The organism is Arthrobacter sp. yr096 (genome assembly GCF_900108925.1).
GTDB lineage: Bacteria > Actinomycetota > Actinomycetes > Actinomycetales > Micrococcaceae > Arthrobacter.
This window is the reverse complement of sequence record NZ_FNYI01000002.1, coordinates 44,618-63,876: the sequence shown is the minus strand read 5'-3', so window position 1 is coordinate 63,876 and position 19,259 is coordinate 44,618. Positions and strand designations below refer to the sequence as shown.

General features: G+C 63.7%; 17 protein-coding genes and 1 riboswitch. Of the genes, 10 read left to right on the top strand and 7 right to left on the bottom strand.

Annotation, left to right across the window (positions count from 1 at the left end):
• Positions 1-76 precede the first annotated feature (76 nt).
• A complete protein-coding gene (locus tag BMY91_RS05210) occupies positions 77-4,465 on the bottom strand; it encodes an endo-alpha-N-acetylgalactosaminidase family protein (RefSeq protein ID WP_090819358.1) in 4,389 nt (1,462 codons plus the stop codon).
• 275 nt (positions 4,466-4,740) lie between these two features.
• Between BMY91_RS05210 and BMY91_RS05205 the strand changes: the two genes are divergently transcribed.
• The 5 genes from BMY91_RS05205 to BMY91_RS05185 are packed head-to-tail and all read left to right on the top strand — an operon-like array spanning position 4,741 to position 9,220.
• The gene (locus BMY91_RS05205) at positions 4,741-5,658 is read left to right on the top strand and encodes an SIS domain-containing protein (protein ID WP_090819355.1); all 918 of its coding nucleotides are present in this window, start codon (positions 4,741-4,743) and stop codon (positions 5,656-5,658) included.
• A 10-nt stretch (positions 5,659-5,668) separates the two neighbouring features.
• Positions 5,669-6,604, top strand: coding sequence for an ROK family protein (locus tag BMY91_RS05200; protein WP_090819352.1), 936 nt, complete (start codon positions 5,669-5,671; stop codon positions 6,602-6,604).
• Entirely contained in the window at positions 6,601-7,569 is a 969-nt protein-coding gene (locus tag BMY91_RS05195) for a 1-phosphofructokinase family hexose kinase (RefSeq protein ID WP_090819349.1), read from the top strand. The genes BMY91_RS05200 and BMY91_RS05195 overlap by 4 nt, the downstream gene beginning before the upstream one ends.
• Positions 7,551-8,405: a class II fructose-bisphosphate aldolase gene (locus tag BMY91_RS05190; protein ID WP_090819346.1), complete on the top strand. Its 855-nt coding sequence runs from the start codon at positions 7,551-7,553 to the stop codon at positions 8,403-8,405. The genes BMY91_RS05195 and BMY91_RS05190 overlap by 19 nt, the downstream gene beginning before the upstream one ends.
• Positions 8,406-8,428: 23 nt before the next feature.
• A complete protein-coding gene (locus BMY91_RS05185; RefSeq protein WP_090819343.1) occupies positions 8,429-9,220 on the top strand; it encodes a DeoR/GlpR family DNA-binding transcription regulator in 792 nt (263 codons plus the stop codon).
• 10 nt (positions 9,221-9,230) lie between these two features.
• Here BMY91_RS05185 and BMY91_RS05180 read toward each other — a convergent pair whose 3' ends face one another.
• Positions 9,231-9,887 (bottom strand): histidine phosphatase family protein, encoded by a 657-nt coding sequence (locus BMY91_RS05180; RefSeq protein WP_254779632.1) that lies wholly within the window; start codon positions 9,885-9,887, stop codon positions 9,231-9,233.
• An 86-nt stretch (positions 9,888-9,973) separates the two neighbouring features.
• Between BMY91_RS05180 and BMY91_RS05175 the strand changes: the two genes are divergently transcribed.
• A complete protein-coding gene (locus BMY91_RS05175) occupies positions 9,974-10,747 on the top strand; it encodes a CPBP family intramembrane glutamic endopeptidase (RefSeq protein ID WP_090819336.1) in 774 nt (257 codons plus the stop codon).
• Positions 10,748-10,881: 134 nt separating this feature from the next.
• Here the strand turns inward: BMY91_RS05175 and BMY91_RS05170 are convergent, their stop codons facing one another.
• Positions 10,882-11,520, bottom strand: coding sequence for a VOC family protein (locus tag BMY91_RS05170; protein ID WP_090819333.1), 639 nt, complete (start codon positions 11,518-11,520; stop codon positions 10,882-10,884).
• A 202-nt stretch (positions 11,521-11,722) separates the two neighbouring features.
• On the opposite strand from BMY91_RS05170, the gene BMY91_RS05165 reads away from it, so the two are divergent.
• Positions 11,723-13,063: a bifunctional o-acetylhomoserine/o-acetylserine sulfhydrylase gene (locus BMY91_RS05165; RefSeq protein WP_256212583.1), complete on the top strand. Its 1,341-nt coding sequence runs from the start codon at positions 11,723-11,725 to the stop codon at positions 13,061-13,063.
• 174 nt (positions 13,064-13,237) lie between these two features.
• Positions 13,238-13,354: riboswitch (SAM riboswitch) on the top strand.
• 14 nt (positions 13,355-13,368) lie between these two features.
• Complete coding sequence (locus BMY91_RS05160) at positions 13,369-14,490, top strand: homoserine O-acetyltransferase MetX (RefSeq protein ID WP_090819328.1); 1,122 nt, start codon at positions 13,369-13,371, stop codon at positions 14,488-14,490.
• Positions 14,491-14,534: 44 nt separating this feature from the next.
• Here BMY91_RS05160 and BMY91_RS05155 read toward each other — a convergent pair whose 3' ends face one another.
• The 3 genes from BMY91_RS05155 to BMY91_RS05145 form a co-directional block, all read right to left on the bottom strand.
• On the bottom strand, positions 14,535-15,077 hold the full coding sequence (locus tag BMY91_RS05155; RefSeq protein ID WP_090819325.1) for a hypothetical protein: 543 nt from the start codon (positions 15,075-15,077) through the stop codon (positions 14,535-14,537).
• Between the two features lie 77 nt (positions 15,078-15,154).
• Complete coding sequence (locus BMY91_RS05150) at positions 15,155-16,306, bottom strand: winged helix DNA-binding domain-containing protein (RefSeq protein ID WP_090819321.1); 1,152 nt, start codon at positions 16,304-16,306, stop codon at positions 15,155-15,157.
• Between the two features lie 10 nt (positions 16,307-16,316).
• Positions 16,317-17,159, bottom strand: coding sequence for an SGNH/GDSL hydrolase family protein (locus tag BMY91_RS05145; RefSeq protein WP_090819318.1), 843 nt, complete (start codon positions 17,157-17,159; stop codon positions 16,317-16,319).
• Positions 17,160-17,229: 70 nt separating this feature from the next.
• Between BMY91_RS05145 and BMY91_RS05140 the strand changes: the two genes are divergently transcribed.
• A complete protein-coding gene (locus BMY91_RS05140) occupies positions 17,230-17,880 on the top strand; it encodes an alpha/beta hydrolase (RefSeq protein ID WP_090819316.1) in 651 nt (216 codons plus the stop codon).
• 6 nt (positions 17,881-17,886) lie between these two features.
• On the opposite strand, the gene BMY91_RS05135 is transcribed toward BMY91_RS05140, so the two are convergent.
• Complete coding sequence (locus tag BMY91_RS05135) at positions 17,887-18,114, bottom strand: RNA-binding S4 domain-containing protein (protein ID WP_090819313.1); 228 nt, start codon at positions 18,112-18,114, stop codon at positions 17,887-17,889.
• A 23-nt stretch (positions 18,115-18,137) separates the two neighbouring features.
• Here BMY91_RS05135 and BMY91_RS05130 point away from each other — a divergent pair, with 23 nt between their 5' ends.
• Entirely contained in the window at positions 18,138-19,142 is a 1,005-nt protein-coding gene (locus tag BMY91_RS05130; protein ID WP_090819310.1) for a DMT family transporter, read from the top strand.
• Positions 19,143-19,259: the final 117 nt, after the last annotated feature.

The following is a 19,259-nucleotide window of genomic DNA, read 5'->3' as shown; positions in this document are numbered from 1 at the left end:
AAACGCGGCGACTAACAACACATCAAGGGGCGGTGTTCCGGTAGGAACACCGCCCCTGTTATTGGGGATGAAGGGACTAGGCGCAGTTGAACTTCGCGTCCGCCCAATCACCCCAGTCGTCGCCGGCGTCGTCACCGTTCTTGTCGGCGATCAGCTCGACGTTCTGGACACCGGTGATGTCCACGTTGAGGGGGAGTGCCGCGGAGTCGGCGCTGAGGACGGGGGTGCGGAGGAGTTCGCGTCCATCACCCCTGACGATAAACACCACCGATCCGTGCAGGCCCTTGTTCAGTTTGGCGTCGTCCACTCCCACCACAGCTGTGAAGGCGGTGCACTTGGCCTCGGTGGCGATGCTGATCTTCGAGTCGGCGTGGACGCCGATCCCCTTCGGATACACGACGCCGTCGAGCCGCAATGCGGGTCCGTCACCGGCGTTCTGCTCACCGTTGGCCCGGTCCCGTTCGGCCGGTCCCCAACCGTTGGTGCTGCCGATCCAAGGGAGGTCGGAGGCGAACACCGTGCCTGTCAGCACGGGTGCCGGCGGTTCCTGCGAGGTGGAGGAGCAGGTGAACTTGGCGTCGGCCCAGTCCGCGTGGTCGTTGCCATTGGAGTCGCCGGCGTCGTTGGCTACCAATTCAACGTACTGGGCTCCGGTGACGTCCACGGTCAGCGGCAGGGGAGCGCTGGTGGCGCCCAATACCGGGGTGGTGACCTTGGTGGTGCCGTCCGCCACCACGGAGAACTTCACGCTTCCCCGCGTAGGCTGTGCGTCATCAATGCCCACGGTGGCGGTAAAGGCAGTGCAGTAGCCGCCCAGGTAGTAACGGACGGTGCCGTTGGCGTGGGCGCCCAGACCTTTGGCATAGACCGTGCCGTTGAGCGTGAGCGGCGTGCCATCGCCTGCGCCGGTTCCGCCATTGGACTGGTCCTTTTCCACGGGACCCCAGCCGTTGGTGGCGCTGACCCAGGGGTGGTCACTGGCGAACACGGTGGTCTGCGGCGGTTTGGGCAGCGTCCGCACAGTGGTGGTGGTGCTGATGGTGCGGTTGCCCGCGGGGGCTGAGGTGGTGGTGTAGCTGGCCTTGGCAGCGATGGGATAGTCGCCGTCAGCTGACGCCGGCGCCGTGATCTTCCACGTGGTGGTGAGTGTTCCTCCGGCCGGGAGGGTTGCAGCCGTGGCAGGCGTTGAAGGGGTTGCTGTCCAGCCCTCAGGCAGTTCGAGGGCAACGGACAGTCCGCTGATGGCTGCCGGTTCGTCGGACACGAACGTGGTGACGAAGTCCTGCGCTTTGCCCTGCTGAACCACGTCCCCCTGAAGTGCAGCCGAGAGTTGGGCGCAGGCCGGAACGGCGTCGGAAGTGCCAAGGTCTTCCACCAGGAAGTTGTCCAAGGTGAAGTCGGAACCGTTCGAGCTGCCCGTGCGCTGCAATCCCACGAAGTAGTCCCCGCAGAACCCGGTATCCAGGATCTGCTCGAACCGGGAGGTGGACGTCTTGGCGTCGATGGGCTGGCTGGCCGTCACCGCGGGACCTGCCTGCGAGTCGTAACCGGACACCCAGGAGTACTGTCCGGCCTTGGAGTTCTGGTAGTCGAAGGACACCTTGTACTTGTGGCCCGCCTGGAACGGCACGGTTGCCTCGGTGGTGCGGTACACCATTCCCGGTCCGCCGTTGGGAGCACGGTTTTCGTCGTGGGCGATCAGGGACCATGTGCCGTCCAGCACTTCGTCGATCACGTTGGTGTCCCAGCCCTTTTGGGTGAAGGGTTCGTGGCGTTCGGTGATGTGGGTGCGCGGATCCGTGGATCCACCGGCGTCGCCCTTCACGAACGGTCCCCAGCCTTGGTCCACGTTTTCGAAGTCCTCGCTGATTACACCGGTGGTGGCGACCCGGGCGGTCTTTACGGCCCGGAAGTCATCCACGCGTACTGTGGCATCGCCGTCGGCCGCCTTCACGGAAACTGTCGCCTTGGTGTTGTTCCGCGGGACGTCCACCAGGACGCGGATGCGCTGGAAGGCTGTGCCGTGCTTCTCGTCGCCAGCTACGAAGTTTTCGGCGTTGGACGAATCGATGGTGACGCTTTCGGTCTTGCCGTTGATGTCTACGGAGAGCGTGGTGGGCCGGGCTTTTCCGGGCTGGATTTCCACCCAGGCACTGACGGATTGGGTTCCGGCGTCCAGTTTGACTTCCTGGCTGATGGACGACGGCGTTGCCCCCATTTCGGCGTAGCGGCGGCCTTTCTCGTCGCGGACCTGGGTGACGGTGCCCGTGGGGGTCCAGGAGGAGAGGTCTGCTCCGTTGAAGCCGGGATCGTTGAAGGCTGTGCCTTCGCCGAAGTCGGCCTTCTTGGGCAGATCGGATTTATTGTTCTTCGGCGCCAGGACGTAGGGCTGTTTGGCGTCGGCCGTGACGGTGACTTGTCCGTTGACAACGGGCACATCGGCGACCTTCACGCGGCCGTTGTCGGTCAGCTTGAAGAGTTCAAGGGAGCCGGACGTGGCGAACTCTTTGGTGAGGGTCCAGGTGCTGGCGCCACCGGCAGGGTTGTAGTGGTAGAGCTTGTCGGCTTTGCCATTTTGCTTGGAGGACCACGGCAGCAGGTAGGTGCCGCCCTGCAACACGGAAGCCCCGGCCACGCTGATGTTGCGTTCCTCGGCGGTGTTTCCGGTGACAGCTACGCCGTCGGCAAGGTCGATGCGGTCTGCCGTCCACTTGGTGATCTGGTGGTGCTGGAGGAACTTGGCAGGCACGTTGGCCGTCCACACGTTCTCGCTGAAGGCATTGAAGTCGTTCTGTCCGGTCCAGCCTTCGAACTCCACGATGTGGCTCACGCCGAGCTTGGGGTCGGGGTTCCAGACGTCCGACTGGGTGTTGTTGATGAACCGCAGGATCTGGGAGTTGATGCCCTTGTTGGTGGATCCACCGTACTTTTCATCGTTGGCCCAGTGGGACCAGGTGTTGTTCCGGGAGAGGTGGTCTGCCCATTCGGAGCCCACACGGAAGCCGTTCTTGACGAGCTCCTGCTGCAAGCGTTCGGCCAGCCAGCCAAATTCGTAATAGACGTCCACGTACACGAAGTCCAGGTTCTTGTCCGTGGCTTCGCGGAGTTCCTTGATGCGCTGGGCGAGCTTGCCGGAGTTAATGTCCTCGCGCTGATTGATGTAGTACGACTGGTCCAGCCAGTTCCAGCCCAGGCCCTTGTCGGCACGGAGGAGGTCCTCGCTGAAGGATTTGGCTTCGGGGTAGATCTCGGTGGCATTAATGTGCACGCCAAAGCTGGCGTTCCAATCCTTACCTTCCTTAACCAGCTTGTTGAGGTCTTCCAAGCCACCTGCCCGGCTATTGAAGTTGTTGCCGTAGTCCGTGTTCGCAGAGTCGTGACCTTCACTGGTGTAACCCTTGAGCATGGCAACCTGGCCCAGTCCGTCCGTTGCCAGGGAGATGCGTTTGACATCATCCAGGGTACGGAGGAACGGGTGGGTTGCCTGCGAGGCGAAGTTGAACGGGATGTGGGTGATCACGTTATCCGGGGTCTGATCACCCTTGTTGGGGCTGACCTGGATGGACCTCATGGCGATGGCCGCATCCTGCCAGTCCACACCGCCGTCGGCATTCGCGTCAGGGGTGATGGCCACGCGTGTCCAGGGGAGTTCCTCGGTGGTGGCTGAGCCGTCAGCGCGGTAGAGCCACTGACCGCTGGCCAGGCCCATGCTCACTCCGCCGGCGCCGTCGCTGACGGCTTGGCGCCAGAAGCGGCCCCGGTCCTTGGCGCCGGGACCTGAGGACGTGTCGTACAGGGCGTTGGATTCAACAGCGGCCCCCAAGGACGCAGTGTTGGCCAGCGCGTAGGCGGAGCTCTTGGCAGTGGCATCGAGGGGAGTTGATGCGGTGATGGGTGTGAATTCGTCCCCCGTGACGCTGCGGTCCACGGACAGGTTGGCCGTGGACACCTGGGCTCCAGGCTGCGTGGAGCCTACGGTCACCAGGTTCAGCCGGGGGAGTTGCAGCGTCTTCACCTGGTGCTCTGCGGAGTCCTTGATCTCCGTGACGTTGAACGAGACCACGTTCTTTTTCACGGACAGCCGGGCTTTGATGATGGTGTTGCCAAAGCCGGGGGCGGTCAGGACGTAGTCCCGTGCGTCTTTTCCGGACGCCGTGGACGTTCCGGTGACCACGTACTCCACGCCGTTGATGGTGATGGTGTTCAGCCGCGTGGTGGTGCCGTCCAGGTGTGCCTTGGTAGCGGTGTGGGTATAGCCGAGGACTTGGGGGAATGCAGTGGCGACATCCACGCGGAGCTCGCCGGAGGTGATGGCGGAGGTATCGGCAGCGCTGACGATGTCTGTGGGATGGGTGGAAGGGGCTGCCGTTGCGGGTTGTATAGCCAGCAGTCCCAACGAGGATGAGGCGACGACGCAGGCCAAACTTAACGCGGCAAGCCGTCTGGGGGATGACAAGCGGGGCATGATGCTCCTTCTTGATTATTCCGGGCTAGTAACAGTCATGTTCTTGCGGACTCGTTCAAGACTGCTTCATCGGACAGAAGTTGACAAGAGTTAACAGCCAGTTAACTTAAAAGCACATCTCGGCACACGCTTTCCGCCGCCAGCCGACCATCATGGCCGTGAGCAGTTAATGAGCAGTCTTCGCCGGTGGATGATCCTTGTGAGATCGAAAATGATCGTTTAGTGTTTCTATAGATCAGAAAACGTCATTAAGCTGAGCGGGAGCGGAACACACGATGAGCGAGAACACACTGGGCGCATTCATGGAGGAAGAGCTGGTTTCCCAGCCCGAGGTTTGGCAGCGGGCCGTTGAGCAGGCCGGTGCCGAGCAACTGCTTCCTGCGGACGGCAAGCGCATCGCGGTCATCGGCTGTGGAACCTCCTGGTTCATGGCCCAGAGCTACGCAGCTGCCCGCGAATCCGCCGGCAAGGGCGTGACGGATGCGTTCGCCGCGTCCGAGGCGTTCCTGAACAGCAACAGTGCCGATCGCCAGTACGACGCCGTTGTGGCCATTACGCGCTCGGGTACCACCACTGAGGTACTTGAGATCCTGGCTGAGCTGAAGGGCATCGTCCCCACCGTCGCGATCATTGGCGACACATCTTCCCCGATCATCGACCTGGCTGACGCCGTGATCGGACTGCAGTACGCCGATGAGCGTTCGGTGGTGCAGACACGCTTCGCCACCACGGCGTTGGTTTACCTCCTCAGCAGCCTCGGAATCGATGTCCAGCAGGCCATCGAGGATGCCCGCGACGCCGTCACGGCCCCGGTCTCCCAGGAATTGTTGGATGCCGAACAGTTCACCTTCCTCGGCACCGGTTGGACGGTTGGCCTTGCCCACGAGGCCGGTCTGAAAATGCGCGAGGCAGTGCAGGGCTGGACAGAGTCCTACCCGGCAATGGAGTATCGCCACGGCCCCATTTCCATCGCAGCCCCCGGGCGGGTTACCTGGTTGTTCGGCGCCCAGCCGGAAGGCCTGGACAACGACATGGCCATTACGGGTGCCCTGTACATCCACACGGACAAGCACCCCCTGGCTGAACTGGCGCGTGTCCACAAAGTAACCCTGGAGCGTGCGCGCGTCCGTGGACTCAATCCGGACCTGCCCCGCAACCTGACGCGCTCCGTTATTCTCGACGCCTCCGCCTAGGCACCCGATCATGGTTCTCGGAGCCGCGGAATCACCCGTCCTTTCCTTCGACGTTGGCGGAACCGACATCAAGGCCGGCTTGGTGGATGCCCGGGGGACCGTCCTGGGCATGCGTCGTGTCCCCACGCCGCTGGACTCCTCGCGGCCGGGGGAAGCAGTCCTGGACAGGCTCGCTGAGATTGCCGCAGAGTTGGCGTCCGAATTCCCGGGCTCGCCCGCCCGGGCCGCAGGCATCATTGTCCCCGGCATTGTGGACTCCGCGGCCGGAGTTGGCGTCTACTCCGCCAACCTCGGGTGGCGTGACTTCCCCTTCACCGCCGAAGCCGAGAAGCGGCTGGGCATCCCCGTTGCGTTCGATCATGATGTCCGTTCCGCCGCCGCCGTGGAACACAGCTTTGGTGGGTCCAAAGAGTTCAACGACGTCGTGGTGATGGTGGTGGGGACCGGCATCGCAGCAGCCGTGTTCTCCGGTGGCAAGGCTGTTACGGCAGGCGGCTTCGCCGGCGAACTCGGCCACGCCCAGGTACCGGACCCGGATGCCGCCCCAGGCAGCGCAGGCTCCACCATCCTGGAAGCCGTGGGTTCGGCCGGGGCCATCGCCAAGCGCTACCACCGCGCGTCGGGAAACAGCGTGAACGGTGCCCGCGATGTCCTGATCAGGGCCACGGCCGGTGACACACTCGCGGCCCGAATCTGGGCCGATGCCGTGGACGCCTTGGCCTTCACCATCTGCCAGTGCGTCAACATCATCGGAACCGAGGCCGTCGTGATCGGTGGAGGCCTGGCCGAAGCGGGGGACCAACTCCTGGAACCCCTCCGCGCCCGCGTGGACCAGATCCTCGACTTCCAACGCCGTCCACGACTGATACGGGCACAGCTGGGACAAGATGCCGGCCTGCTGGGCGCGGCCCTGAACGCCCGGGCCCTCCTGGAAGGCACACCATGAAACGCGCCGCAGTGAACCGCATCATTACCGTCACGCCCAACCCGGCGATCGACATGACCTACACCGTGCAGGGAATTACCGAAGGCGCCAGCCACCGCGTGCCCACGCCGTTGAGTCGTGCAGGCGGCAAGGGAATCAACGTAGCCCGCGTCACGCACCAGCTTGGCTACCCTGTACTTGCCATTGCGCCCACAGGTGGGGCTGCAGGCCAGACCCTCGCTGCTGAACTCTGGACCAGCGGCGTGCCGCACACCCTGGTGGGAGTGGCCGCTGAGACCCGTCGAAGCATCGCACTCGTCGACACCGTCGCAGGGGAAACCTCCATCTTCAACGAAGAAGGGCAAGCCCTCCTGCCGGACGACTGGCGCTCGCTCCGCATGGCAGTGGTTGAGGCCGTGAGCGGAAACCGCAACCTTCCGGCCTCTGTGCTGGTTGGATCGGGAAGCCTGCCCCCGGGTGCTCCTGCGGATTTCTACCCGGAGTTGGTGCGCATGGCACACGACGCCGGCATCCCGGCCATCATCGATACCTCCGGTCCCGGCATCATCGCCGCAGCAAAAGCCGGGGCCGATATCCTCAAGCCCAACCATCACGAGCTCGCCGAGGCCACGGGGGAGTCCAGCCTTGAAGCTGCGGCCCTTTCTTTGATCGAGATGGGTGCCCGGACCGTTCTTGTCAGTGCGGGTGCGGACGGGATGCTCGCCTTCGACCATGCAGCCCCCGGCGGCTACTGGAGCGCCCGCTTGCCGGAGGCGCTCAGCGGCAACCCCACAGGGGCGGGCGACGCCGGTGTGGCGGCGGCCGCCGTCGCCCTCGCCGAAGGCGTCACTGAACCCCGGGAAATACTTCGTCGCGCCACCGCTTGGTCGGCGGCGGCGGTGCTGATGCCCGCTGCCGGCGAAATCTCGCCGCGGTACCAGGAACTGGAAGACCAACTGATCGTGACATGGAAGGAGACCCGGTGACCCTGGTCAACACACGGGAGCTGATGGATACGGCCGCTGCCAATGGCACGGGCCAAGGCGCGTTCAACATCATCCACATCGAAACGGCCGAAGGCCTGGTGGCGGGCGCGGAAGCCGCCGGAGTGCCGCTCATCCTCCAGATTTCCGAGAACTGTGCCAAGTACCATGGCGGGCTCGAACCCATCGCCTCCGCCGCGCTGGCCATTGCCCGCTCCGCTGCTGTGCCCGTAGCCCTCCATCTGGACCACGCGGAGTCCGAGGACCTCGCGCTCGCTGCCGTGGACCTCGGCTTCGGTTCGGTGATGTACGACGGCGCGCATCTTCCCTACGAATGGAACGTCGAAGTCACCCAGCGCGTCGCGAAGTACGCCCACGAGCATGGTGTCTACGTTGAGGCCGAACTCGGCAAGGTGGGAGGCAAGGACGGCGCCCACGCCCCGGGCGTCCGGACCGACCCTGCCGAGGCGCAGGCATTCGTCGAGGCAACGGGGGTGGACGCGCTCGCCGTGGCTGTTGGTTCCTCCCACGCCATGACCGAACGCAGTGCCGCTTTGGACCTGCACTTGATCTCCAGGCTGAAGGCCGCCGTTGGAAAACCGTTGGTTCTTCACGGCTCCTCGGGCGTCACAGATGAGATGCTCGTAGCTGCTATCGGCGCGGGTATGACTAAAATCAACGTATCCACACATCTAAACGGGTTCTTTACCCGCGCCGTCCGTGAGTACCTCGATGCCAACCCTGCAGTGGTAGATTCCCGGAAGTACATCAAGGCCGGCCGGGATGCCCTGGTGCTGGAGTCCGCACGTATGCTGACGCTGTTCGCCAAAGCGAAATAGCAGGAACCCGCGAAAGGCTCGTCATGACCCGCACAGATCGGCTCACCGCCATCCTCGATCTCCTGGCCGAATCCGGCCATGTGGAGGTCGAGGACATCGTGACGCGTCTGGGTGTGTCGCCTGCGACGGCCCGCCGGGATCTTGACAGCCTCGCCAAGCAGAGATTGCTGAGCCGTACGCGGGGTGGCGCTACAACCGGATCCGTGGCCTACGACCTCCCGGGCCGCTACAACCGGGACGACCACGCTGTGGCCAAGCAGGAGATTGCGCTGGCAGCGTCAGCATTGATCCGCGCCGGTGCAGTCATCGGGCTCAGTGGCGGTACCACCAACACGGCCCTCGCCCAGCTCCTGTCCACCCGCGAGGACCTCAACGCGCCATCCCATACGCCCACCTTGACGGTGGTGACCAACGCCATCAACATTGCCTCGCAACTGGCGGTCCGGCCGAACATTAAGATCATGGTCACCGGGGGCATCCTGAATCCCCGCTCCTACGAACTCGTGGGTCCTTACACGGATGTCATCATGCAGAAGGTTGCCCTGGACATTGCGTTCATCGGCGTCAACGGGGTGGACCCCGATCTTGGCCCCACCATCACCGATGAGGGCGAAGCCATGGTCAACACCGTGATGGCCCGCCGGGCCACCGAATCCTATGTGGTGGCCGATTCTTCCAAGGTGGGCCGCCGCTCCTTTGCCGCCATGGCAGGGTACGACTTCAGGCACCTCATCACGGACTCCGGGATCAGCCCGGAGGACAAGGCGGCGTTCGAGGCCAAAGGCACAGAGGTCATCGTCGCACCTGCGTCCTGAGGATCGCCGGCTAAAAGCGCATCCTCGGTGCGTGCAGCACCGAGTCGTCAACATCCCTGGGGACCCACTGGGTGAACGGTAAATCCAAACTGTACTGCTCGCCGTCGTTCTTGATCAGTGTCCGCAACTCGGCGTTGTCCGGGTTGTTGAGGGACTCAAAGTACTCCACGGTCCAGTGGAACCAGCGCATACAGAACAGGCGCATGGTCAGCCCGTGGGTCACCAGCAGCGTATTCGGGGCATAAGTGGGCTTGTGCCAGTGTCGGTACAGCGTCTCCATGAACGAGGACACGCGGTCGTACACATCCGAGCCGGACTCGCCCTCGCGGAACCGGTAAAAGAAGTGGCCGTAAAGGTTGCGGAGCTCCTTTTGGTCCTCGATGTCCCCGGCGATCTGGAAGTTGGCCCAGTCCTGTTCCCGGAGCCTCGGTTCCTCGATGACCCGCTCGATCAACGGCCCAAGGTTCATTGCCTCCAGCGTCTGGTATGCGCGCAAGTACGGTGAAACGTAGACGCATACCTGCTGCCCATCGAGCTTCCGCCGAAGGTCCTCACCGGCGATCCGGGCCTGTTCAACGCCCAGGTCCGTGAGGGGGATCCGGTAATCCGGCACACGGTTGTAGATGGACGTGTCGGCATTCGCGGCCGACTGGCCGTGCCGGATCATGAATATTCTCTCTGGGGCACCCATCCCACCAAGCATAGGGCGGCAGTTCCCGGCAAAGTGGCAGGAACTGCAGGCAAGATAGGTACATGTTCCTTGCTTCCCGTCGCCGGCTGCGCGCCGAAGTACTTATTGTGCTGGGCCTTTCCCTGGGCCAGTCGGCCGTCTACTCCGTGGTGCAGTTGCTGGACAAGATGACGCGGGCTCCGCTGGCCGATGCGACATCAACGCTTAACAGATCGCAAAGTACCCGGGAGTACTTCGACCTTACGTACCAGTTGCTGGATATTCTGTTCGCCCTGGTGCCTGTTGCCCTGGTGTTCTATTTCCTGTCCACGCACATCCAGGCAAACAGGGACACCGAGGGCGGCTCGGCGTTCGCGAGGTTGGGCTTCAATTTCGCCCGGCCCGGCAAGGACGTGCTCCAGGGCTTGGGGCTTGCCGCGGCCATAGGCATTCCCTCCTTGGGGCTGTACGCGGCCGGGCGGGCGCTGGGCATCACCACGGCGATCGTCCCAAGCGGGTTGGATGCGTACTGGTGGACAGTCCCGGTGCTCATCCTGTCGGCGATGCGCCACGCGATCGTGGAAGAGGTCATTGTGGTGGGGTACCTGATGGACCGCTTCGGCAAGTTCGGCTGGAGCACGCCGGCGGCGATTGTGGTCAGTGCCGTCCTGCGCGGGAGTTACCACCTGTACCAGGGCTTCGGGCCGTTCATCGGAAACGTTGTGATGGGTCTGGTGTTCGCCTGGATCTACACCAGGACCAAGAGGGTGATGCCGCTGGTGATTGCGCACGCATTGCTGGACATCGTGGCGTTCGTAGGGTTCAGCCTCTTCGGCAAGGCAGTGGGATTGGGCTAGCCGGACGCTACAGGCCGTTAAAAGTATCCGGCCGCCATCGGAGGGGTGACGTCATTGGCACCCCGCTGATGGCGGCCGAAGCTTTGCCCGGGCATGGCTGTCCGGCACCGGGGCGGGCCCGGAGGTTGGAACGGTCAGATGGTGACGGCTCCGGAGGCGGTTTCGAAGGTAACTGACATGATGCCCGGGGTTCCGTGCGGGGCCATCCACTGGACCGCTACATCTTCCAGGGGCTTCTCCACCGGCTCGCCCAGCCACTCAGTGACGCGCTCCGCCGAGCCCGCAATGGTGAGGCTGGACATCTTCACGTCGCTCTCGTAGATCTTGGACGGGTGCAGAGAGGGGTCGCCCTCCCACTTGAGCAGGTACGGCACCTGGGGATCGGCGATCAGGCCGAGGATGCCAATCTGCTGCCACACCAATTCGCGGCCGTCAGGGAACTTGCGGTTGCCCGGAACGGCGGAGCGGCCAAGACGGTCTTCGAAGGGAGCGAGGTCGTCAACGGCGACGCACCAGCCCATCCAACCACCGCCTGCTGCCGACCTTGCCCGGACGGCTTGGCCAAAGGGTGCTTTGTCGGAAGCAGGGTGGTCCAGGACCTCCACTACTTCCAGGTATTTGTTATCCGCGAGGGGAATGATCATGTTCCGGGTACCGAAGCGCGGGTGCACTCCGCCCCGGACAGCGTCCACTCCCAATGCCGCGGAAATTCGTTCGGTAGTGGCCAAAAGGCCATCTCGTTCACAGGCGTAAGAGACGTGATCCATGCGCATGGCTTCATCTTGGCACTTTGTGATCGGGGTCTCAGCTAAGTCAAGCCTAACTAAGGTGGGATGTATCTGGCTGGTCCTTGATGGCGTCATGAAGGGACTCCCGAAGTCCGAAAGATTCCCCCGGCGTCACAAAGCTGTCTTAGCCCCCGGACACTTCCTAGACTGGCCGCAGCTCACACAAAGCCAGTATCCCGCCGAACCCATGCGCCACGAACAGGAGAACTCCATGTCCCAAGGATGGTCTTTCGAAACCCGCCAGATCCACGCAGGCCAGGAGCCTGACGCCGCCACGGGAGCCCGCTCGCTGCCGATCTACCAGACCACGTCCTTCGTGTTCCCCAGCGCGGAGAGTGCTGCCAACCGCTTCGCCCTGGCAGAGCTTGCGCCCATTTACACCCGGATCGGCAACCCGACGCAGGATGCCGTGGAGCAGCGTGTTGCCAGCCTTGAAGGCGGCCTGGGCGCTCTCCTGCTCAGCTCCGGTCAGGCGGCGGAAACGTTCGCCATCCTGAACATCGCCGAGGCGGGGGACCACATTGTTGCCAGTCCCAGCCTGTATGGCGGCACCTACAACCTGCTGGCACACACGTTGAAGAAGTTCGGCATCTCGGTGACGTTCGTGGAGGATCCGGACAACCTGGATCACTGGCGTGACGCCGTCCAGCCGAACACCAAGCTGTTTTTTGGCGAAGTTGTTTCCAACCCGCGCCAGGACGTGCTGGACATCGAGGGCGTTGCCCGCACCGCGCACGAGGCCGGCGTGCCGCTGATCGTGGACAATACCCTGTCCACGCCGTATCTCATCCGTCCCTTGGAGTGGGGCGCCGATATTGTGGTCCACTCAGCCACCAAGTACCTTGGCGGACACGGTTCTGCCATTGCCGGCGTGATTGTGGACTCCGGCAACTTCGACTTCGGCCAGGATCCGGAGCGATTCCCAGGCTTCAATACCCCGGACCCCAGCTACAACGGACTTGTTTACGCGCGCGATCTCGGCAAGGACGGTGCTCTGGGCGCCAACCTCTCCTACATCCTGAAGGCGCGGGTCCAGCTGCTTCGCGACCTTGGCTCAGCCGTCTCGCCGTTCAATGCCTTCCTGATCGCCCAGGGGCTGGAGACCTTGAGCCTGCGCATCGAACGTCACGTCGCCAACGCCACCAAAGTGGCTGAGTGGCTTGAAGCCCATGACGACGTCGAATCGGTAGCCTACGCGGGGCTGCCGTCGAGCCCTTGGTACGACCGTGGCCGGAAGTATGGTCCGCAGGGCACCGGCGCAATCGTTGCCTTCACCATCAAGGGCGGCGTTGAAGCGGGCAAACGCTTTGTGGACGGCCTGGAGTTGCACTCCCACGTGGCCAACATCGGTGACGTCCGTTCCCTGGTGATCCACCCGGCATCTACCACGCACAGCCAGCTGACCGTGGAGCAGCAGGTTGCTGCCGGCGTCAATCCCGGCTTGGTTCGCCTGTCTGTAGGCATCGAGCATGTGGATGACATCATCGCTGACCTGGAGGCTGGATTCAGGGCCGCAAAGGGCGCCTGAGCAGCGTCCGGCCCCTGGCCAAGGCGCCTTCAGCTGGAACGCCGCCCGGCCCGTCGATTATTCGCCGGGCGGCGCTCCCGGGTGCTCGTTCATGAACCAACCAGCCTTAAACCGTCACACTGCTGTCACATTCTTCGCCAGAACAGCGGTGTCCTTCCTAGACTCTACGTATTAGGTCATGAGTGCCAGCAGACAGCCCCGGCTTGCTGGCCGGCAACCCTCCTTACGCGGTGGGGTGCCCCGGGTGAGGACCTGGCCTGTCGCACGCAAGGCGGCGGGCAAGCGCGAGGTTAGGTATCAAAGGAATGACCATTACTGCTGCAGCCCTTTCCACAGCCGAACAAGAAGACGGCACGGTCAAGTACGCCGGCATAGGGCCGCTGGAACTTGAGGCCGGGGGCTTTCTTCCGGATGTCGTGCTGGCCTACGAAACCTGGGGTCGCCTGAACGCGGATGCGTCCAACGCCGTGCTCATCCAACATGCACTGACGGGCAGCACCCACGTAGCCCGTGGTGCCACGGACGAGGAAGGATGGTGGGAGCAGCTTGTAGGACCGGGCGCCACCATCGACACAGACCGCTTCTTTGTGGTCTCCATCAACATCGTGGGCGGCTGCTATGGAAGCACCGGCCCCTCTTCAGAAGCGCCGGACGGCAAGCCCTGGGGCTCGCGTTTCCCCCTGATCACCCTCCGCGACAGCACGGAGGCCGAAGCGCGGCTTGCCGATGCCTTGGGGATCGAGGCCTGGCATGCGGTCCTGGGCGGCTCCATGGGTGGGGCGAGGGCTCTTGAGTGGGCAGTGACCCTGCCGGAACGGGTCAAACGTTGCGCCGTCATCTCCGTGGGCGCCTACAGCACGGCGGAGCAGATTGCCTTCGCGCAGGCCCAGACCCTCGCCATTCGGCAGGACCCACATTTCAAGAATGGGGACTACTACGGCGGAACGGCGCCCGAGCAAGGATTGGCCTTGGCCCGGCGCATCGCCCACATCACTTATCGCTCAGCACTGGAGCTGGACTTCCGCTTTGGCCGGGAGGCCCAGCACCAGGAGACGCCTCTTGCTGCTGCCGTCTTGGGGGAGCGGGGCCGGTATCAGGTGGAGAGCTACCTCGACCACCAGGGCAGCAAACTGGTCCGGCGCTTTGACGCGAACAGCTACATCGCCATCACCGAGGCACTGATGTCCCACGACGTCACACGCGGGCGGGGCTCGTTGCAAGAGGCGTTGTCCGGGACTACGGCAGAGTTTTTCGTCGCAGCCGTGGACACGGACAGGCTCTATTTCCCGGCACAGTCACAGGAATTGGCCGCGGCACTGCCGGGCGATGTTCCCGTTCACGTCATCGAAGCGCCGATTGGCCACGATGGATTCCTGACAGAAATCGGGCAGCTGTCAACGCAGCTTCGCCAGGCATTCTTCGCCTGAGCATCCGGACATTCCTGGCCTGAGCATCCGGGCAGATCGGGCGCTCAGCCGTTCATGATGTCGGCGCGCTGCTTCATGTAATCCTCCATGGCGATTTCGCCATTGCTGAATTTCGCGTCCAAGTCGGCCAGCTTCCGCGCCCGGTAACCCTGGGGCTCCGTGCCGCCCGCAGCGGGGAACGGCGCCGGCGAGGAAGGGCTCGACGCCGGCGCGGAAGGGCTCGACGCCGGCGCGGCCTGCGGTGCGTCATCTGCGGGGCGGATGACTATCGGCTCAGACGGGTACCCGGGGTAGCCCTGCGGAGGGTAGCCAGGCCCGGGTTGCGGCTGCCCGGGGTACTGCTGCCCGGGGTACTGCTGCCCGGGGTACTGCTGCCCGGGGTACTGCTGCCCGGGGTACTGCTGCCCGGGGTACTGCTGCGGGTACCCTTGCGGAGGGTAGCCCGGGCCGGGGAGATTCTGCGGCGGGTACCCAGGACCCCGGAAGCCGCCGTCCTGGAGCCGCCGTGCCTTGGACCGGTTGTACATGCGGATTCCAAAGGGAATCAGCCACGAGCAGACGATGATCCAGAAGATCAGATTGTTCACAGTGCAGGCCTCCTAGGTCTTCTCCCAGCTTAGCCTTGCCTCTTCACAACCCCTGCCTCTTTCACAACCCCGCCGCTTCACACCAGCCTGGTCTCCATCCCCAGAAACAGCCCGTAGCGCTCTGCCTCGGCTTCAAGTGCAGCCTGCTCCTGCGCTGTTGCCGGCTGATTCATGCGGACGTCCAGCTCGCAGATCCCGCCGGAAAATCCGTGACGCCACCAACCAGCCAGTCTCCCGTCCAGCAGGACTACGTGCATGGGACCGTTGTCCTCGGGGAAGTAGGGGGCCGTGCCACCAAGGTAGTACCGGGACTGCGAGTAGCCCATCACGTACTCGTCGTAGCACTGGATGAGGTCGATCCGGGGCGCGTCCGGCTCTTTCGTTGGAAGGGCAGCGGTGAAATTCACGCCGTCCTCAGCGGCACAGTGAAACTCCAGGCCGTCAAAGCAGGCCGATTCCAGGGCGTCCGGAAACAGCTTGGCAGCGGCTTGGATCCCCAGTTTAATGTCCTTCATGGTCAGCCCGGACCACGCTGCACAGTCCTTGACGGTGGCTGGGCCGCGGCTGCTGAAATAGCGGTGTGCCAGCTGTCCGAGAGCTTGCTCGCGGTCGTCGCCGGTGAGCGGCCCGCGGACGGTGCCGGGCACGCGTTCCTCAAACAGGCCATAGGTCTGTTTGAGCGCTCCTCCGGCCGAACGGACCGGAGCGCCGCTGACCAGGATGCTGCTGATTTCTGCGTGCATCAGGTGGTAGATAAAGCCAAGCCCTTTGCTGGGAAAGCCGGCTTGTCCCAGTACCCCGGCCAGTTCTTCGCGGGTCTTGTGGGCTCCGTTGGCCACGGCTTCGGCCAGGATGCCCCCACTGGTGGCAGCGGCTTCCTCATCGATCCCGGTCTGGCGGTACATGCCTTTGTTGCCCTGATGGAGACGGTCCGCAGACAATCCCATGAGCCAGCCAAGATCGTCCTGATGCACAAAGTGCCAGGTGGGCCGGAGGATATGGGTCCGAAGAATGGTCCCGTCCGCCACTGCCTGCTCCACCTCGGCGGACGTACTGCCGGATGTCCTTTGAGCCAGCGTCCAGCGCGCGTAGGGAAACTCCTGCGACTGCACCGCCAGGAGGTTGCGGAGCACTTCAGAGGGCGCTCCCGGCTTTGGCGTCCGCAGCTGTTGGCGTCGCAGGCGCACCTGCCGGACGGTTTCTGCGGCGGCGGACACACCACCCGGCATGGACGTCACCTTAGCGGCGCGGCAGCAAGGTGCCGCTGGGTCCGAAGACGGGTCCCGGCGTCGGACGTTTTGGTGTGATGCCGTCGCCCGACGATTGGTGCCGGAGCCTCCGGATGACCCAGGGGACAAAGTACTCGCGCGCCCAGACGAGATCGGACGAGCGTGCCTCGCGCCAGGTACGCTGCGGCAGCGGCTTGGGCATCAGGGGTTCAAGGGTGTGCTGCACATTCAGGGCATCCAGGACCATGGTGGCGATGGTGTGGTGGCCCAGTGGTGAGAAATGCAAGCGGTCAGCGTCCCACATCTGGGGGTCTGCCAACTGGCGCAGGGACCACATGTCCGCAATGACGGCGTCGTGACGGGCGGCCACCGTCCTCAGGTTCTCGTTGTAAATGGCCACCTTGCCGCGGATCCGGCCCAGGACCGAGGCAGCAGTGTCCGGGCCGTTGAACAACACAACGGTGGCGCCGCCGGAGCTTAGATCGCCGACTGCGACGTCGAGTTTCTCGGCCAGTAGGTCAGGATCGCCGCCGGGGCGGATGAGGTCGTTGCCACCGGCAGAAATGGACACGAGGTCCGGCTGCAGTTCAAGGCATGGTCCCACTTGTTCGTCCACGATCTGCTGCAACAGCCGGCCGCGGATGGCGAGGTTGGCGTAGGCGAAGTCCTGGTGCCCGCGCCCCAGTTCTTCAGCAACACGGTCAGCCCACCCGCGGTGGCCGCCCGGATTCGCCGGCTCGGGGTCGCCGATCCCTTCAGTGAACGAATCGCCCAGGGCCACGTAACGGCCCCAAGGGTGCTTTTGAACAGGCTCGCCGGGTTTCAACAAATGATTGTTCTCACTCACGCTCATATCCTGCCTCGTCACTGCGAACCTACGCCACCGTAAGTTGTTACTTCCGGGTAACTGTAAGAATGGAACCATGACTGAAGCCCCCGCATTCCCCGCGCCCGTTGTCCTGTGGTCCCACGACGAAGCCGAGCGTGCCGGCAAGCCGCTCCTGGTGCTGCTGCACGGTTACGGCTCCAACGAAGAGGACCTGTTCAGCCTGGCCGGGCTGTTGCCTGAGGGTTTTGTGGTGGCGGCGCTTCGGGCGCCCATGCCCATGGGGCCGGGCTTCACCTGGTTCCCGCTCACGGCCTCCATCGATTATTCCCTGGACGCTGTGAAGCTGGCGGCCGAATACGCCCTGGGGTGGCTGGACACCGTTAAGGCCAATCACTCGTCGGTGACGTTGCTGGGCTTCTCGATGGGTATGGCCATGGCCACCACCATGCTCCGGTACCGTCCCGCGGACTTTGCCGCCGTCGTCGGGCTTTCAGGTTTTGTGATCGACGCCGGCGCTGACGCCGCCTTCCGGGACGAGCAACTGGACGGCTCGCTGCCGATGTTCTGGGGCCGCGACCAGCAGGACCCCGTGATTACCCCGGACAAGATTGACTACACCATGGGTTGGGCGCGCAAGCACGTGGACCTCACCAAGGTGCTCTACACCGGCATGTGGCATGGCATCAACCAGCAGGAAATCGGGCACGTGGGTGAGTTCCTCACCCATAAGGTCCTCACTGACTAGCGGGTGTCAGGCGGCGGTGATCCGGACCGTCTGGCCGTTGACCGTCACAGTATCTCCCACGTGGAGCTGGCGGCCACGGCGGTCGTCGATCTCGCCGTTGACCTTGACCAAGCCATTCTTGATGAGCTCCGTGGCTTCAACGCCGTCCTCCACCAGATTGGCAAGCTTCAGCAGTTGGCCGAGGCGGATCATGTCGTCACGGATGGGGATTTCTTCGAATTCCGGGTTGCTCATACAGCAATGATGCCTGAAGTAGTGTGGGGACAGTGCCGCAGCCTTCTTCCCGTCCCACCCTTCCGCTTGCCCTTGGCCTCCCTGTTGCAGTAGCAACAGGCTTGGTCATTCCGCTCCAAGGAAGGATTAACGGGGCCCTCGGCGCCTCACTGAATGATGGCATTGCTGCAGCCGTGGTGAGCTTCACCACAGGCCTCCTGCTGATCGGTGTTATCTCGCTGGCGACGCCCAAGGGCAGGGCCGGCCTTCAACGCATCATCCCCGCAGTCCGCAACCGCAGCTTTCCCCGCTTCTACGTGATGGCCGGCGCTATCGGTGCATTGTTCGTGTTCGCCCAGTCCTTCACAGTGGCCCTTCTGGGGGTGGCGCTGTTCACCGTCGCTGCCGTAACGGGTCAGACGTTGAGTGGTCTGCTCGTTGACCGCATGGGCATCGGCCCTGGTGGCCGGCGTGCCATCACGGGAGTCCGCGTTCTTGGCAGCGTCCTGACCGTTGCCGCCGTCGCCTGGGCGGTTTCTCCGAGGTTCGGCGGCGATGCCGACATCGCGTCGCTGGTACTGCCCGTCCTTCTGCCTTTGACGGCAGGGTTCCTGATGAGCTTCCAACAGGCCATGAATGGAACGGCCACGGTTCATTACGGGACACCGATCGCGGCCACCTTGGTCAACTTCATTGCCGGATCGGCCATTTTGTGGCTCGCCTGGCTCATCAAGCTGGCTGTTGCCGGACCTGGAAATCCGCTTCCCTCCGAGTGGTGGTACTACCTTGGCGGTCCCATGGGCTGCCTTTTCATCGGCCTGGCAGCGTTGCTGGTCCGCAGCCTGGGCGTGCTGATCACCGGCTTGGGCATGATTGCCGGCCAACTGGTGGGCTCGTTGGTGCTCGACGTCGTGATCCCCAGCCCCGGCGCGGTGGTTGCCTTGCCCACGGTGCTGGGGACCATCCTGACGCTCGCCGCGATCGTCGTGGCCACCTTGCCGTGGCCCAGGGGTGCTTTCGCACGAAAATCAACGGCCAAAGGCCGGTAGGGTTGGTAGGGTGCAGTATTTTTGCGTTCTGCCCACAGTAGAACGCAGTAGTAACAACAAACTTTCCCCCAGCACCCCGCCGGACAACCTCGTCCGGACATCCGGGGCAAACCACCG